Origin of the sequence: Photorhabdus namnaonensis (assembly GCF_001684335.1) — a bacterium.
GTDB classification, from domain to species: Bacteria; Pseudomonadota; Gammaproteobacteria; order Enterobacterales; family Enterobacteriaceae; genus Photorhabdus; species Photorhabdus namnaonensis.
Genome location: NZ_LOIC01000010.1, coordinates 21,625 through 39,685, shown reverse-complemented (window position 1 = coordinate 39,685; position 18,061 = coordinate 21,625). Strand labels below are relative to the sequence as shown.

Below are 18,061 nucleotides of genomic sequence, written 5' to 3'. Positions count from 1 at the left end.
ACAGGTTTAACAGGTTTAACAGGTTTAACAGGTTTAACAGGTTTAACAGGTTTAACAGGTTTAACAGGTTTAACAGGTTTAACAGGTTAATAATTCACAATCTATTGACAACCCTTTTTTTAAAAAAAAGTTTTTTTCATCATATAATATTTCAGGTAACGTATTGTCTATTGATTGATTTTCTCCAATAACACCTTATTTTCACCATCGATGGTAAAAGGTCTGGTAGATTAGTCATCCAGAAAGGTGATAATGGTTAAACAGATATTTAAGTGTAAACCGAGAACAAAAATAGTTTATAAAAATAACAATACGAATTGATTTTAGCATGAGATTACATTAAAGGAATAAAAAGAGGCATGGCTTAAATTGAAGTATCACGATTTTGCATAATAAATGCCAATATAATATTGTAAATAACCAAATTCGTATTCTGTTAAATCATTTTTTTTGGATCTTTATACCAATTTTCGATGAGCAATTATTTAATATTTTATGAACAAGTTTATTTCCCGGTTGAAAACGTTATTAAAGCCAGTCCCTTTAAGAAAACAGCTTGCCAGATTAACCTATTCATATTGTTATTTATTTTATCTGATTACATAAGTATTAACAGAGTCAAATTTCTTTCACTGATGGTTTTATGATTGGCAGGTTTTAAACTGTTATTAAAACTCATTGTTTTAACATCGGATTTTAATCGGTATAAAATACTAAATGGTATTTTTACCACTTTCGACGTCTGCTTTCTGTTAAGTTTAATCATACCCACTATCTATTTTTACTGATCATAATAATCACTTATCTGTTTGGACATTCATTCTTTTTTATCCATTATTTCCCAATACGCATTAATACTAACCCTGTTTTACCGACAATCTTGAGTGGTTTTAATAATCCCCACTCTTTGTTTTATGAATAAATCAGTCAGTAAATAGCCTGATGATATAAGGATATCCCTTTATGTTTTTTCAGATAATTAACTCAACTATTATAACTTAAACCCTATTAAACTAATCTATCAACCAATTTTTTATAGATTTTCTCGTAAAATAACAACGAAAAAGCATCTGAATATCCTCTTGTTAGTTATATAAAAGCTTTAATTGCTCCGCATTATCACTTTTAAATAGTTGCATCATATTAGGTAAACGTAAAATAAAATAATCGGAGGATAGTATCGCAGATAAATGTATTAAATATGAAAGAGAGTCGGCTGTTTTTAGCCAATCTGTATTATTTTAAAACCTGGTATTAATGAAGCACCTATTTTTTCAATCCTTAGCTAACTAATTTCCCTTGGGTTCATATAATGAATAAAATATTAAGATATAAGTTTCTTATATCTTTTCATAAACATAAACGACTTATAGATTAATTTCACAGGTAATAAGGAATATGCAATAGGAATAATAACTACTACAACAGAACGAGTATTTGTTTCCACAAACAACTCACCTAATCGCTCCCCCCATGTTATTAGGGTGTCATTTCGTCCTCTATAAAGTTGCTTCAGTCTGACCGGTTTCAGCTTCGCTGGGCAAACGTAAAAGTCCCTCGTATAGCCATCATCCTGAATAAGAACAAAAACGCCGATCTTGAACATCGGCATTTTGCTGTGGAAGAGAAGATTAATTTAATGCTTCAACGCTTCAATTTTATCCCGACTCAGGCCGGTACTGGTGACAATAATATCTAAACTCACGCCATGCCGTAATAAGGCACGAGCCGTTTCCAGTTTACCTTCCTTTCGACCTTCCTCTCGGCCTAGCTCAATACCTTGCTCAATACCTTGTTCGCGTCCTTTTTGTTCAAGCTGTTCTGCAATAGTCATCAACATTGTTTTATGCTCCGGAGATTGTTGCTTCAGTCTGACCGGTTTCAGCTTCGCCGGGCAAACATAAAAGTCCCTCGTATAGCCATCATCCTGAATAAGAACAAAAACGCCGATCTTGAACATCGGCATTTTGCTGTGGAAGAGAAGATTAATTTAATGCTTCAACGCTTCAATTTTATCCCGGCTCAGGCCGGTACTGGTGACAATAATATCTAAACTCACGCCATGCCGTAATAAGGCACGAGCCGTTTCCAGTTTACCTTCCTCTCGACCTTCCTCTCGGCCTTCCTCTCGACCTGCCTCTCGGCCTAGCTCAATACCTTGCTCAATACCTTGTTCGCGCCCTTTTTGTTCAAGCTGTTCTGCAATAGTCATCAACATCGTTTCATGCTCCGGAGATTGTTCAATCAGTTGATGGACAAATTGGGAGAGATCCGGCGTATGTCCATTCAGTAAAATATAGCGTAACACCACATTGCGCTGCTCAGTTGTATTATACCCTCCATTCAGGAGTTCCACCAATTGGGGGACCCATTCCAGCATGTCCCGGCAGCGGATGTGTTTTTGCACCAGCTCCATCAGGGCAACCCCTTTATGCGTCAGGATCTCTTCATCGCTGAGCACACTGACGTCCACCAACGGAAACGCCTGGCGGTATAAGCGGGCAGCCTGTTCGGGGAACGTAAAACAATCCAGCCACCGGTTTGAGTAAGGATACGGTCGAACCTCACCATGATAAAACAGCAGAGGCGCGACCAAAGGGAGTTCAGTATGGCCTTTTTTCAGGTGAGCCGACATAGCTGACATGGCATAATACATCAGCCGCCAGGCCATCAATGGGTCAGGGGTGGACTGATGTTCAATCAGGCAATAGATATAGCCTTGTCCCCGAGCCGTTTCAACCGAGTACAGCACATCACTGTGCAGTTGACGTAAATGCAGGTCCACAAAACTGCCGGGTTCCAGTTTCAATGTGGCTAAATCACACAACGACTGGACCTCTTCGGGCAGATAAAAGGATAAGAACTCCCTAGCCGTTTCAGGCTGCGTTAAAAAATATTTGAATAATACATCATGGTGAGGCCGTTTTTCTTTCTTTGCCACAATCTGTTTCTCTATTTATCTATTAGTCATCGCCACTTATTGTAAAAGCTATAATATCTCTGGAAAACTCGCAACCAAATTACGAAACACATCTTCCCATATTTTCTCAGGCAAGTCTTTACCGAATGCATTAATATAAGAGCCTAAAGAATCAAATACCAGCAAAGAAAAAACGAGGAAACATTATATTTACAACAACTACTCAATGAACGTTATTGGTAGATTCACATAATAAGTGCAACATCGTTAATCCGAAAGTAAACATACTCGTATTCCCTTAAATCATTTTTTTTGGGGTTTTTATACCTATTTACCATAATAAATTATTTAATTATTTTATAAACAAGTTTATTTTCCAATTGAAAACGTTATTAAATCCAGCCCCTTTAAGAAAACAGATTATCTGATTAATTTATTCATATTGTTATTTATTTTTTCTGATTATATAAGCATTAACATATTCAAGTTTTTTCATTGATGGCTTTATGATTGGCAGAGTTTAAACTGTTATTAAAACACATTATTTTAACATCGGCTTTTAAGCGGTATAAAATTTTAAATGGTATTTTTACCACTTTCGACGTCTGATTTATGTTAAGTTTAATCATACCCGCTTTCTATCTTTACTGATCATAATAATCATTTATCTGTTTAATCATTCATTCTTTTTTATCCATTATTTACCAACGCGCATTAATACTGATTCTGTTTTACCGGCAATCTTGAGTGGTTTTAATAAACCCAACCCTTTATTTTTTGATAAATCAGCCAGTAAATGGCCTGATGACATAAGGATATCCATTTATATTTTTTCAGATTTTTAATCCTACTAAATTAACCGTTTACCTATTTTTCATTACGTCATTTTTATAGCTTTAATCAATCCGCATTATCACTTTTGAATAGTTGCATCAGATTAGGCAAACGTAAAATAATCGGAGGATAGTATCGCCGATAAATGTATTAAATATGACAGAGAAGCGGCTGTTTTTAGCCACTCTGTATTTTTTTAAAATCTGGCATTAATGAAGCACCTATTTTTTCAATCCTTAGCTAACTAATTATCGGTAAAAAGCAGTTTCAATTGTCCGGAAGTGAAAATGCAAGTAAAAAGATAAGCTGAGCCATGTTAAAAAGATGACAAACCGAACCTATAGCCTGTAAATAATTCTATTTTCCACCTTGTATTTAACGATGCCATTTTCATTAAATTGATACTTTCCATTAAACTGACACTTAGGTTTTTTCACTTTTACTTTAATAACTCTATGTTTCTTTTCTATACTTTAAAAACATAGAGAATAAATGGTGTGTTAATGGCATTAAAATCAAAGCATATTTCTTTAATCATTTTTAATGCTGTTAATCTGGTTAATCTAAAATCTTATCCGCTTTCTTTAACGATTATCTCTGATTTTCAGTAAACTTCTTAAAACCATGTAAAATAAACTTAAAACCTGTTTTTCATGATGTTTTCTCTTCCAATGCCAATATAGCATCGAATTTTTTATCCGCTGAAAAAGAACATTAACCACTTCTTTTTATCTTTGATGATAAAAGTTTTTACCTATTTTTTCATAATACGCTTGCCACTTTTTTCCCGATGTTAAAACCATACTGATAGACAGAAAACTGCGCCTTATAACCTTCCCCTGAAAGACAAGGTTTTAAGGCGCACCTGATAATATAAAAGCAATAAACTTTTCCCCGGTAGCCAGGGCAAAATAGAAAAGACGCAGCGATATTAAGACTGATTAATCCGCAGTAACCAGTTCCAGTATTTGCTGCCTGACATGCTCGAAAATGAGTTCTCCTATCTCCGCACTTGAACCGGATGTTTTAGAAAGAACGCCTCTCGTTGAAAATTCTTTTTTAATCGGTACTTGATAGATCCCGGCACGTGGCGGTTTATCGTGGTCAGGTCGCTCCGCTCTCACTAAATCGGGACGTAAATGCAACATTAAACTCGTTTCTGTTAACCCCGCATGTTCAGCGTGCCAACCGGGAAAATCAACTAAATGTTCACGTGTCCAATCATCAGAGACCAAACTCCACCAGCTAAATACGATAACGGAACGATCGTTAAAATGCCCTTCCGCCCGTAATGCGTCTACCGCTTCGAAAATAAATCCTTCATTTTCAAAATGACCATTAATGATCACCAGTTGTTTAAAGGGTAATGAACACAAACTTTTAATTGTTCGGTTGATATAAGCGGTAAATGTTGATCCATCCAGATAAATCGTGCCAGGAAATTCAAGTCCTCCACCACTCTGTGGCAATGATCTGGCAGACACCGGCTGTACCGGCAAGGTGAAGCCATTAATATCTTCCGCTAACACGCGAGCAAAAGCTTCTGGGATCACTGAATCCACATTCAATGGCAGATGAGGCCCATGCTGCTCAATCCCGCCAATCGGCCATATCAACGTTTTACCTTCAACCGCGGTTAAAACCTGCTCACTGGTCAGTTCCGCAAATTCTCTAATTTTATTATTATTCATGATGTTATCCCTTTTTCTCATACTTTTTCTGACGTTATGGCTTGCGTATATTCATGAACAATACGCTGCAATGTTTTATACATATGCCGATGAAGCGCAGTATAAACCTGTACCGTATTCGCCCCTGCCATTAGGTATTCATGAACATCATTACCATCCTGTACGCCTCCAGACCCAAGTATCGGAATCGTCACCCCTCGCTTACGCAAGTTATAAATAGCGGCAAGCACCATCGGTTTGATCCCCGGTCCAGAGTATCCGCAAACCCCATTAAGCAGCGCTTCTCCATTCGCGGTGTCGAATGCAATTCCCGAAATGGTATCGCTCAAAGTTATCGCATCAGCGCCCCCTTCTACCGCAGCCTGAACACGCCCATACAAATTATCGCTAAGCGAGAGTTTGACCGCAAAAGGGGTATCCGTTCGCTCCTTCACCGCTTTGGTGTAGTTGAATACACGTTCCGGTGTATCTTCTGTGAAGTCGTCCGCATGCAAGCATGAAATACCCAACTCCAAAGGGGCATCGGTCACTTCCGAGATTCGAACAGCCAATTCACCTAACGCCGTAGGTGATTCAGCATGGATAGAAACTATCACCGGAAGTTGTTCTTCCTTAAATTCACGAAGCAGCGTTAACCAATATTCAACGGTTTTCTTGGAATATGTCGTATTGTTCAACATCCCCGTACTGAACAAGTAGGTCTTTTCTGTATGCAATTTTTCTGAGCGCGGGTAAATCGTTTTTGTCACGACCGCCCCTGCGCCGTGAGCGATGAATTGGCGAATGTTTTTAGCTTGATCAGAAAGCAGGCCCGACCCAACAATAATTGGGTTCTTTATCTTCATTCCTAAAACATCATAAATCGGTTCAATAACTTGATTTTCCATCGTAACTCCACAAATTACCCATTCAAGCAAACTTGTTATTAACCCGCCTTTCAATTCAATAGAAAGGCGGTATATCTCCAAAAGGCGCTCAATAGCGACTAAACTGCAAAATTCCTGAAAATCTCACCAATTTGCCGCGGATTATGACGAAAATCGTGAATGTCCAATTTCGACAAATTGCAAATATGCTCCAATCCTTTTAATAAATGACTACCGCCACGCACTATCGGTAGTTTGGTGATCAATAAGACGGGCCGTTTCAGGGCCGAAGCCCAACCAAGTTCAATATGCGTACCGTCGGTGCGCAATAATTCATCATCCTGATGAACCGGAAGAATGGGCATGAAAAAATCACACTGCTGCATCCATTGGAAATCCCGTTTCGATACCATCTCCGGCGTATAATTTGGGGTATCAATGCCAAATTTCTCAGTTAAATGTGCCGAAAATACCTTGCCATTCAGTGTCTCTACCGTCTTAACCGCCAGTTGGATGGTCATTCTCAACTCTTCATGAAAACCACCATCGTAAATTGCGGATTGAATCGGCCCACCAATGAAAACGCTTTTGTTTGCCAACGGCATAACGCTCTCCTTAATTTTATTTACCCAACAGACTATGAGCCGTCGTTTCAAAGCACCGAATTCAGCACAGCCAGAGGATAGGATGCTTAATAATTCAATAAGTTATTGCTTGTTTGATTTAGTTATATCGAGGAAGCAGGTTGTTTTCCTCAAGTTCATCCAAGCTATTCACAAATGCCAAATAAACTTTTTCCAGATGAGCATCATCATGTGCATCAGAGATAAACCAGCAACGCCATTCCCAAATATAAACTCCTCTCATTAACAGGTTGTAGTAAAGTAAATCCATATTGTCGCGATGAATTAATCTAAAAAATGAGGAAAACGATCTTGCTTCGATAGGAACCCGACGATTTAAGAACAGTTGGTTCAAACGCGAAACAAACCATTCAGTACGTCGAGTCAATGCTTTGGTAAGAGATTCCCCTCTCCTTTTGATCTCCAGCAAAGTGGCTTTCGCGGCAGCCATGCAAAGCGGATGTTGAAAATAGGTCCCGCCAAAGAATGTCGGCTCCGCGGCAGGGAAGCTATCATCGTTGAAATTCCAGTTTCCGCCGTCAATCGAATCAAGCATGTTCTTCCTACCGGTAATGACGCCCAATGGCATTCCACCACCTATCGTTTTGCCATAGGTCACAATATCCGCCTCAATGCCGAATAACCCCTGGATACCCGCTGGATGGGTTCTAAAACCTGTCACAATTTCGTCAAATATCAGCAGAATATCTAACTCTCTGGTCGCCAGACGCAAACGCCGCAAGTAATCTGGATTACTCAATCCTGGGTCACGAGTCGGCACCGGCTCTACCAGCACTGCGGCGATATCGGTGCTATTCGTTTTGAGAAACTCAATGGCTTCATTGGAGCCAAACTCAAACACCGAAACATCCGCAACCATATTTTCAGGTATGCCTACTGAAACAGGTTTTGTCGTATTAACTTCATCATATTCACTGGCTCTCGCCAGTACCGCATCCCAATGCCCGTGGTAACTGCTAGAAAAAAGGACAATATGATTACGACGAGTCAACGCCCGTGCTGCCCGAACCGCATTCATTACCGCTTCCGTTCCACTATTGACAAAAGCGACGCGATCCATGCCAGTAATCTCTTTGATCAGTTCTGCCACTTCTAAGCCTATCTCATGCCGGGTTCCCAAACCAAAACCGTTGTCTATTTGCTGAGTAAGCTCTTTAACTACAAAGGGTGGGCTATGACCAAACAGATGCGCGCCAAACCCCATCGTCATATCAATGTAATCATTGCCATCAATATCCTGGACGATAGGCCCGGCAAACTTAGTGCAGACAATCGGGTAAAGCAGCTCTTTTATGGAGGGTTTAAAGCCAATTCCAGAACGGCTATCTGCAATATTTTTACGTACCGCTACCGAATGCGTTTTTGATTTAATCGTTCGCTCGTTATATTTAGAGATAAATGAAGCCAGATATTTTTTTCTCTCCTCAGATTCAATCGGTAGCGCACTTCTCGACATCCATTGAAAAAAGCGTTCTTTGTTAGCCAGTGAAATATTTGGCGTATCGGATTGATCAACTCTTTTTTCTTGATCAGCCAAGACAGGTTGGGGCTGAATTACCGCATGGTTATCTTCTGCAACCCTGTTTTTATCCACCATAATATTGTTTTTATCCGCCAGCAAAATATATTCACTGAGTTGACGAACCGTTTGTAATTCTGCGAAAAATTGCCGTACTGAAAGTTTTATACCAAATCGTTTATGAATAGGCTCCAATGCTTCAAATAACAGGAGTGATTCCGCCCCCAATTCAACTAACGGTATTTCTAGTTTTATCTCTTCTTCCGGTAAACCAAATGTTTCTGCAAAAATAGAGACTATTTCTCTCTGAATAATTTCAATATTACTCATATCAACCTCACTTTCCTCAAAATGAAGACGATCTCTACCGGTTTTACAGCTCAGATTGCTGTTCTTTCAAATGGATAAGTTGGCAGCGGGAGCCGTTTACGATATTCGTTCTGGTAAAAAATATCCCAATTGATACTTCCTCCGGCCTGCCAGACAGAGGCAGGCGAAATATACATCTCTTGCAATTCACTCAATTGAGGGGCTACCACCACGGATTTATCTAGCAAACCCGATATCAGCTCATGAATATCACGTGCGACAATCGCCTTGCGTATGGGTAAATGTCGTCGGCCACGCTGCAAGGTAAATGCCACATCAGCAATATTCACGGCTGGATACTGTTCAAAATATTTCACTAAATCCAAAATTTTTTGCGCTAACGCTGTCTCGGTACGTGCACTCAGCGGAATCAGATGTGCCGCCGCCGAGGAGGGTGTATCAAGCTTTGTCGCCGGTGGCTCGGCAACAACAACATGAACATTTGTGCCGCCGATCCCAAATGAGCTAACACCGGCAATTCTCGCCGCCTTATCGTTATTCCAATCTCTGGATTCAGTAGGCACATAAAACGGGGATTCAGGGTCTCGCAGTTCAGCACAAGGAGATTCACAATTCATTGATGGCGGAATAATGCCTAAGTTGACAGCATAGATGGCTTTTATCAGCCCGGCGATACCTGATGCACAATCAGCATGACCAAGATTGGATTTAATCGAGCCTAAAGCACAGGATCTGGCCGATACGCCGTCAAATACCCGTCCTAGCGCCCGTAATTCAATCCCGTCACCAACGGGGGTGCCGGTACCATGCGCTTCAATCAAACCAATCTGATCAGCTTGAACATCAGCCGCGGCAAGCGCACGACGGATCACCTGCTCCTGACCTGAAACACCCGGAGCGCTATAACCCGCTTTGACCGCCCCATCGTTGTTGATGGCCGATCCCTTGATAACCGCTAAAATCGGCTCGCCATTAAGCAGAGCATCCTCCAGACGGCGCAATACTACGAATGCGGCGGCATCGGAGAAAATCGTACCGTCAGCTTTCTCGTCGAATGCGCGAACTCGTCCCGTCGGGGACAATATTCCCCCTGCATGGTAAATATAGCCAACATGAGCGGGATATCTGACACAAACACCACCTGCCAGCGCCATGTCACTTTCACCTAGCAACAAGCTGTTGCAAGCCATGTGCACAGCAACCAGCGAACCTGAACAAAAAGTGCCTACACTGACAGCAGGCCCTAAGCAGTTGAGCTTATACGCCACACGCGTCGCCAAAGCATCGACAGAGCTTCCGCCAAATAGCAGCATGGCGTCAGCAGGAGAATGGTTCAGCGTCGGTGCGGTCTGCCAAGTACTCCGGCGAGAGCCGACAAACACTGAGCAGATCCCTGCGTCTGTCCCGCTGGAATAACCGCTAAGTTCAAGCGCCTCATGGCAAACTTCCAGACAAATCCGTTGTTGAGGGTCCATTTTAGAAACTTCTCTCGGCATTATTTGAAAATAGCTGTAATCAAATGCCTCTGGATCTTGGAGGTACCCACCACGCGGAACGTAATGCAATTCGCGTTCATCAGTATTAACGCCCCGATGATGAAGTTCTTCATTGGTATAACTCGAAATCAGTTCTCGTTTCCCTAAGATCGCCTGCCAAAGATCTTGACTCGAATCCGCATTAGGAAAACGTCCAGCTATGCTGGTAACTGCAATATCTGTTGAATAATGCATTTGTGTTTTTGATTTCATGCTAATTCCCTTTCCCGAACACGTTAGTCTTGCCGATCCGCGCTAGAGCACACCACCTTGATTGCGTTTTTTCTCGACTTGCATCGTAAGAGACGCCACGGTGCTCGATTCGAAAAGATCAACCATAGATACCGCAACATTAAAATGAGCCTTAACTAGTCTCACCAACTCAGCCCCGACCAGTGAATCTCCCCCTAAATCGAAAAAGTTCGATTCATGATCAACAGGGCAGCGCAGTACATCACTCCAAATGGCTGCCATCTCATCGATAATGGATTTATTTGATACCGAGGGAGATGCCATTGCAGGCTGCGCCGTATCCGCCGGCAATGAATTTTCCACAACATCATGCAACCGCTCATTCAAAGGTACGGTGGAGACGGCAAAACGCGGCTCTGCATGGCATGTGGAGAAAATAATATCCAATGCATTAACGACATCGGCATGATGTAACGGGCGAGTGCGATTTACGCTGTATTTGAAGCTATTTGACTCATCCCAGCCTTCCCATCCATCCCAATCAATGGAGAAATAGGGTTTATCCCAATGGTGGATTGCAGCAAATGCGGCACCCGCTTCGTTCGCCGCGGCATAAGGCGCAAGCCCCAGACCACCAGCTAACACTGACAGAGATGAGACAAAACAACCAAACTTCAGAGGACGATCGGCAAATATTTCATGCAAAACAGCCGCCCCTTTTAACTTTGGCTGCATCAACTTTTCCCAATCATGATGGTCAGAATTTTGTAGCCACTGGATCGTTGCCTGACCAGAAAGCCCGGCGGCATGGACAAAGCAATTCGCAGCCCCCAGTCTGGATTCCACACGGGAAAGCTCCGCCAGCACACCGGCTTTATCTGTCACATCGGCGGTAATCACGGCAAAGTCCGCCCCCATATTGCGCAATTGCGCTATCCGTTGGCTCTGCAACGTATCAGATTGAGTAAGATCTCTGGGTGTCTGGCCGAGCAGGATAAGTTTCGTGTTAAACTTAGTGACCAGATATTGTGCAATACCAAAACCAACCGTTCCTAATCCTCCGGTCACTAAACAGATCATGCCAGATGAAAGATTTTCGCTAACTGCCGGGTTTACAACGTCAAAATAGCGTTCCCAACGCCAACCCTGACGCAGAGCAACCACATTCTGATCGTGAGCAGTGAAAAGTTCAGCCACGATATGTTGAGCATCATTCAGAGAGCTAAGTTCTTTGGCGGGTGTGTCGATAACTTTTACGATCATGCCGGGCAATTCCTGGTTGATCGCCGGAATGGATGCTAGCGCCGTAGTCCGCTCAACACTCCGTGGTTCGCTGCCCATCACGTCAACAAAACCGGGTCCGATCAATGTTAACGACATGGTTTTATTTCCCAGTTGGGAAAACGCTTTTACCCAATTAAATAGCGTAAAGGGGAATCGATCTTTCTCTACCGGCAGGTCATACGTTGACTGGATATCGCCCAAAATGAAGAGGATATGATCGGGCGTATGCGCTTGTTGCTCCTGCAACCTTAGCATCAAACGCTGAACACTGACGGGATCGTCAACGTTGACGATACATGCTGTTTCATCGAACGCAGTTTCATCGCAAGAAGTGGCACGATCTTCATGCACTTCAAATACGTTTTGCCCCCTTTCACGCAACACATCGGCGATCGGACAAACTTCTTTACCGCTGTTATCGTAGAAAATCAGCCAGTTATGCTTAGTCGCCGATGATGATACCGGCGACAGGCGCTGTGTTCGTTTCCAGCGTTCAACATAAACGCCGATTGACTCGTCGGCAGTTTCAGAACTTGCTATAGGTTGACCATCAGGCTCTGGTTTGTACTCAGTTAATGTTGAATCTGTGTACCAGCAGCGCCGACGTTGTAAAGGTTGAACCGGTAGTGGAATACGTTGAACAACCTCCCCGCCTCTCAATATAGACCAATCTATCACCACACCACGTTGCCAAAGCTTGCCGACCAGTTTGACTAAAGCCGAGTCGTACTTTTCATGGGCCGTATCCAAACGAATAATATTTTCAGGGTTTGCCACGATTTCAGAGAAACTATCAGGCGAATGGTCCAATGCTAATATCACGTCATTTGCTGATATGACTCCATTCTGTTGCTGTAAGCTCGGAGAGGCTCCATTAATTAAGATGGCCTTCACATTATTGCCATCAATCATACCGTGATGTTTAGACCAAAAACTTCCGGGTAAAGCGATACCACGCTCAACGACACGTTCAACGAAATGTGATGTCGCGTTTTCTAGCAACTTATCAACGATTTCAGGCAGTGTCAGCATGTCTAACGAGCAAGCAACCGCAAGGTCGTAACGACTATCGGATATGATGAATATTGGTGTCGAAATCATCTTCCGCCAACAATTGATCGCCGCAATTATCGCCACAAGATTGGCAATTTTTCCCTTCTCGCCATCATTTACTGTCATTTCAGTGATATCGATTTTACCGATGTTATGGGAAACATCTGTCGGCAGTTCAGCCAGCAATCTATCCACTTCTTGCCAATAGCCAGGTATCTGCTCTGATAAAGCGGATCGAATAACAGGGCCAAGCGCAACCACCAAGCGTTGCGGTTCAGAGATTTGTGCTGTGACGGTGAAATCGGCATTTTTGATATCATCAATCAACATTTTTACATCTTTGGCATACAAACAGGCCCGGTATGGCTGAGCGGCACGACCTTCCGCATAAGTAAAAACCACTTCATCAATATGCGTATCGGGTTCAGCCTCCAACATTTTTGCCAAATTGGCGCTCAATGTGTTCAAGGCATCGGCACTGCGTCCCCCTAACGGAACAGCTCGCCAGCCAACGTTATTTTGGCCTGCCCTTCGTACCGGCGCTTGTTCCAAAATCATGTGGACATTGCTGCCACCGGCGCCAAAAGAACTCACCCCTGCCCGTCGTGGTCCTTTCACCGGCCAGTTGATGGGAATCGTGTTGATAATGAAGGGACTTTGCTCAAGATTCATAGCAGAGCTGGCCTTGTTGAAAGTCGGATGTGGGGCAATGGTGCCGGTCTTGAGCGCCATTATCGTCTTAGTTAATCCGGCAACCCCCGCGGCGGCGGCTAAATGGCCCACATTAGCCTTGATCGATCCCAACGCACAAAATCTCTCACGCTCCGTATTCTGGCGGAAAGCTTGACAAAGCGCGGCATATTCCACCGAATCCCCAAGCTGCGTCGCGGTACCATGCGCCTCGATCATCCCTAATTCATCCGGCCCAACACCCGCCAGCGCCTGAGCATCCAAAATGAGTTTTCGTTGCCCATCCACCCCCGGCGCCGCAAAACCCGCCCGCGATGAACCATCATTATTCGCCGCTGAACCGAGGATCACCGCATGGATGGTATCCCCATTGCTAATAGCTTCATCCAATGGCCGTAGCGCCACCAGCCCCGCCCCATCACCAAAGAAAGTCCCCGATGCCTTCTCATCGAACGGTCTACAATAGCCATCTTCCGAGAAGATCATATCGTTCTGGTAAAAATAACCTGGTCGAGAATAGGCATATACAGAAACACCACCGGCGAAAGCAATCTCGCACTCACCAAGTAAGAGACTTTGTATCGCCATATGTACCGCGGTCAGTGATGTCGAACAGCCGGTCGAGACAGCCACACTCGGCCCGTTAAAACCGAGTTTGTATGAAATTCGTGCCGGGAGATAATCCTTATCATTAGTCAGCATAAGCTCGGTCCCCATTATTGAAACCAGATCACACTCAGACTTAATGACATTAGGCAAATAGGTATTCATCGAACTCCCGGTAAAAACCCCGATACGCGGGCGTCGGAAAGGATTACCATAACCCGTCGCTTCGGCCAGTTCCCATGCGCATTCAAGCAGCATTCGGTGTTGAGGATCGAGCAATTCAGCTTCTCGCTGGCTGATTGAAAAGAAATCTGGGTCGAACAGATCAATATCCGGTAAACATGAATCGACAGGAACATAATTTTTTGCCGTGAATATATGCCGTGCCACCCCACGGCGAATCAGCTCTTCCTGGCTATATCTTTTGGCAAGTATTCGGCCAGCGACAAGATTCTCCCATAGCGCATTTAAGCTATTCGCCACCGGTAACCGACAGGTTACGCCAATGATGGCAATCGCATTATCAGACATCTTGTTCCCCTTTCAGCGAGTGAGTTTGCTTTTCCTTCAACGCTTTTCTTGCATTCAACGTTTTCTGACGTCGTGTTTGGGTCGATTTATCCGCGATTTCTACCGGTGTCACCGATTGCAGAGGGCTTAAAAAATAATTAGCTAACTTTCGAATGGTTGGAAAACGGAATAAATCTGCAAGCGCCAAAGCGCCACATCCCGGTAATTGAACAAGTTGTGCATGGATTTTCGTCAGTGCCAATGAAGTGCCGCCAATATTAAAAAATGCGTCATCCAGTCCGATGGTTGATCTTCCCAACACTTCACACCAAATTCTCGAAATTTCGGCGAAAATCGAATCAGCAGGTAACACAGGCGCCGGTCTCAACGAACTGATATCGATCAATTGTCCCGCTTTAATCAAGCCACTTAATACTTTTCTGTCGATTTTGTTGTGAGCATTACGCGGCAATTCATCAGCCAACATAATCCTGCCAGGCAACATGTAAATGGGGAGATAAGCCTTGAGATGCTCACGAATAGCGGACTCTTCGGGAAGGTTATCCTTACTGACAGGGACGAATATTGCGACTAAACGATCGAGCCCTTCGTGAGATTCAATAATAACGGCAGCGTCCGCAATAGCGTGATGGCGATTGAGGCAATCCTCAATCTCAGCAATCTCAATTCGATAACCCGAAACTTTTACCTGATCATCCACGCGGCCGCAAAAATGAATTCGTTCCCCATCCCAATAGGCTAAATCACCGGTTTTATAGATACGTCCATGATGAATATAGGGATCGGCAATGAAACGTTGATCAGTTAACTGTTCAAAACCAACATAACCACGGGCAACGCCACGACCGCCAATGTAAATTTCACCAACCTCACCTATCGGGGGAGTTTTCCCCGCAGGATTTAAAAGATAGACCGTTGCGAAGTTTAACGGTTTGCCAATGGGGATCACCTTGTAGTCAGTCAGCTCTGCCGTTACTTTCTCCACGGTGGTGTAAATTGTTGCCTCCGCCGGGCCATACATATTCCACAATGTCCAACGCCCATTCAAATAGGGCCGAATCGTGGCACTGAGTAGCGCTTCACCACAAATTACCCAATGCTTTATCGCATAAGCCCTTGGCCGAGCCTGAAACTCAGATAACAGGCTTTTCAAACTGGATGGCGTTTGGGTGATAATCGTTACCTGCTCTGCCGCGATCAGATCCAGCAACTTGTCAGGTTGATTGCGTATATCATCGGGCACAATGACTAAAATCCCACCGGAACACAGAGCGCCCCAAATCTCCCACACCGATAAGTCAAAACTGGCTGCATGGAACCACGTCCACACCTCGCCTGGCGCGGGAGCCAAATATTCGTCCATTGCGTTAAAACAGGAAACAACACTGTTGTGTTCAACATCAATGCCTTTGGGAATTCCGGTGGAACCCGAAGTGAAGACGCTGTATGCGATCGAAGAAGGCGTACCGTGATCAAATATCGAATGATCAAATGAACTGAGATCAACACGCCCTGCCGCAAGGGAAGATTCAGTAGCTGCAATGGTCATCAGTTTAGCTGTACACCCGTTATCCGGGTCAACATCAGCGTTAACAATGATAACCTTCATCTCTGATTGTTCGACAATCTGCGCCAGACGGTTCTGCGGCAACCTGGGATCTAACGGTACGTATCCCGCGCCCGCACGCATAATAGCAAGCATCGCCGCCACCGCTTCCGATGAAGGCAACAATGCAATCCCGACGCGATCGCCGGGCACAACCCCATTTTGTCTAAGCTGAACCGCGACCTCCAGCGACCAACGCTGCAAATCCGAATAAGTTAATGTATCGGCGCCATAACGAATCGCTACCGACTCTGCTTGTTGCGTCACCCGTTGATCAAAAAGTGAAACGAGGGTTTGGTCTGATACTTCTGGAAGAACGCCAGCATTAATCGGGCCTGATGGCAGATTGTAATCCTCCGATTCTGGCTCCAACACAGTATTCATCTCTTCATCAGGATCTGCTATCAGCATCTCAAGCACTTGCTCGAAGCGCTCTGCAAATATCCGCAGACCTAAATGTGAGAAAAAATGTTTATCCGCTTTAAACTCACATCTTAAGTGGGAACCGGCATCCAAAAACAACAGTTCAATATCAAGCAAGCCTTCCTGCTGACAAACCCTGAATGGGGAAATAGTCCGTCCCGCCCATGATGCCTGAACAGAATCGTCAGCCATCTCCAGCATCATCCAACGCGATTGTCCCACCTGCCCTAACATATTCACCGCAACCTGAAACAATGGGTTACGATCATCATATCGTTCCACAGCCAAGTGTTCGACTATTTGGCTGAGACAAAAATTTCGATTATCAAGGGCGGATAACAATCGCTCCTTCGCCGCCAACAGGAAGTGGTGAAATGTCTGCTCGACGGATAAACGTATGGGCAATGTATTAAACAAACAGCCGACAATATGCTGATGAACCGAGTGACGCATCGATACCGGCACCCCCATAACGATATCAGCAGATTTTGTCTCTCTGGCAATGTAAGCGCTCCATGCGGCTAACATGACCGTAAAGACCGACCCACCTATTTTTGATGCAAGCCGCTTGATTTTTTGGGTTGTCTCTTCACCAATGCTAAACAGGATGGATGACTTGTCATTAGGGCCTTTGCGCCAAAAACTATCCCATTGCAACACGGCTGGCGGCTGCTTTAAGCATTCACTCCAATAAGCTTTCGATTCTTCCGCCGCTTCACTTTGGTAATACTCTTGCTCTTTGACGGCATAATCCTTGAAATCCTCGGCGGGCGGCAACCAAGAATCGTCATCTTCACCAAGTTCAGCCAGATAATAGTGTTCAAGCTGATCCCACATCAGCCCCATTGAAGTAAAATCCGACACAATATGGTGAACACACATATGTAAAACGTACTCTTCCGCACTGACGACGTAGATACCAAAACGCAGACACGACGCTTTTTCTAACTGAAACGGGATGGAATGAAAGTTCTGAACTGCATCTTCAAGCGCCTCCTGACTCAAGTTCGTTGCGTCGAAAACCTCCAATGTCGGCGGCAAGTGTTCGTTAATGACCAACCTTGGCTCGCCATTTACATTAACGAAAGTGCTTCTCAGGGTGGCATTCTTGGAAACAAGCCGGTTGACCGCATAGCGAAAAGCATCGATTTGAAACGATCCGTGAATACGGAATGCCATAGAAATATTATATTTGGAATAGCCAGGGGTATAATTGTCAATGAACCATAAAGCTTTTTGCTGCATGGACAGCAATTCTTCATCACCAGTCTGTGGGCAATCTTTATACATAACGTGTCAAGCTCCATCAATACTTAAACAATATCCCCACCCTCTGG

The 18,061-nt window shown here is 43.8% G+C and carries 8 protein-coding genes and 1 pseudogene; all 9 read right to left on the bottom strand.

The genetic code is table 11. The features are described 5' to 3' along the window. Positions 1-1,636: 1,636 nt before the first annotated feature. Positions 1,637-1,873: pseudogene (locus Phpb_RS23300) on the bottom strand (ISNCY family transposase); the annotation flags it as partial. Positions 1,874-1,990: 117 nt separating this feature from the next. Then, positions 1,991-2,941 carry an Rpn family recombination-promoting nuclease/putative transposase gene (locus Phpb_RS01955; RefSeq protein WP_065388939.1) on the bottom strand — a complete coding sequence of 317 codons (951 nt, stop codon included), beginning with the start codon at positions 2,939-2,941 and terminating at the stop codon, positions 1,991-1,993. A 1,754-nt stretch (positions 2,942-4,695) separates the two neighbouring features. Next, positions 4,696-5,445 (bottom strand): creatininase family protein, encoded by a 750-nt coding sequence (locus Phpb_RS01950; RefSeq protein ID WP_036782223.1) that lies wholly within the window; start codon positions 5,443-5,445, stop codon positions 4,696-4,698. Positions 5,446-5,462: 17 nt separating this feature from the next. Then, the gene (locus tag Phpb_RS01945) at positions 5,463-6,332 is read right to left on the bottom strand and encodes a beta/alpha barrel domain-containing protein (protein WP_065388938.1); all 870 of its coding nucleotides are present in this window, start codon (positions 6,330-6,332) and stop codon (positions 5,463-5,465) included. 98 nt (positions 6,333-6,430) lie between these two features. Further along, entirely contained in the window at positions 6,431-6,916 is a 486-nt protein-coding gene (locus Phpb_RS01940; protein ID WP_065388937.1) for a hypothetical protein, read from the bottom strand. Between the two features lie 118 nt (positions 6,917-7,034). Beyond that, positions 7,035-8,804 (bottom strand): aminotransferase class III-fold pyridoxal phosphate-dependent enzyme, encoded by a 1,770-nt coding sequence (locus Phpb_RS01935; RefSeq protein WP_065388936.1) that lies wholly within the window; start codon positions 8,802-8,804, stop codon positions 7,035-7,037. Positions 8,805-8,854: 50 nt separating this feature from the next. Then, on the bottom strand, positions 8,855-10,552 hold the full coding sequence (locus tag Phpb_RS01930; protein WP_240492380.1) for a beta-ketoacyl synthase N-terminal-like domain-containing protein: 1,698 nt from the start codon (positions 10,550-10,552) through the stop codon (positions 8,855-8,857). Positions 10,553-10,594: 42 nt separating this feature from the next. Continuing rightward, positions 10,595-14,695 carry an SDR family NAD(P)-dependent oxidoreductase gene (locus Phpb_RS01925; protein WP_065388935.1) on the bottom strand — a complete coding sequence of 1,367 codons (4,101 nt, stop codon included), beginning with the start codon at positions 14,693-14,695 and terminating at the stop codon, positions 10,595-10,597. Beyond that, a complete protein-coding gene (locus tag Phpb_RS01920; RefSeq protein ID WP_065388934.1) occupies positions 14,688-18,014 on the bottom strand; it encodes a non-ribosomal peptide synthetase in 3,327 nt (1,108 codons plus the stop codon). Before Phpb_RS01920 ends, Phpb_RS01925 begins: the two co-directional genes overlap by 8 nt. Between the last annotated feature and the right edge of the window lie 47 nt (positions 18,015-18,061).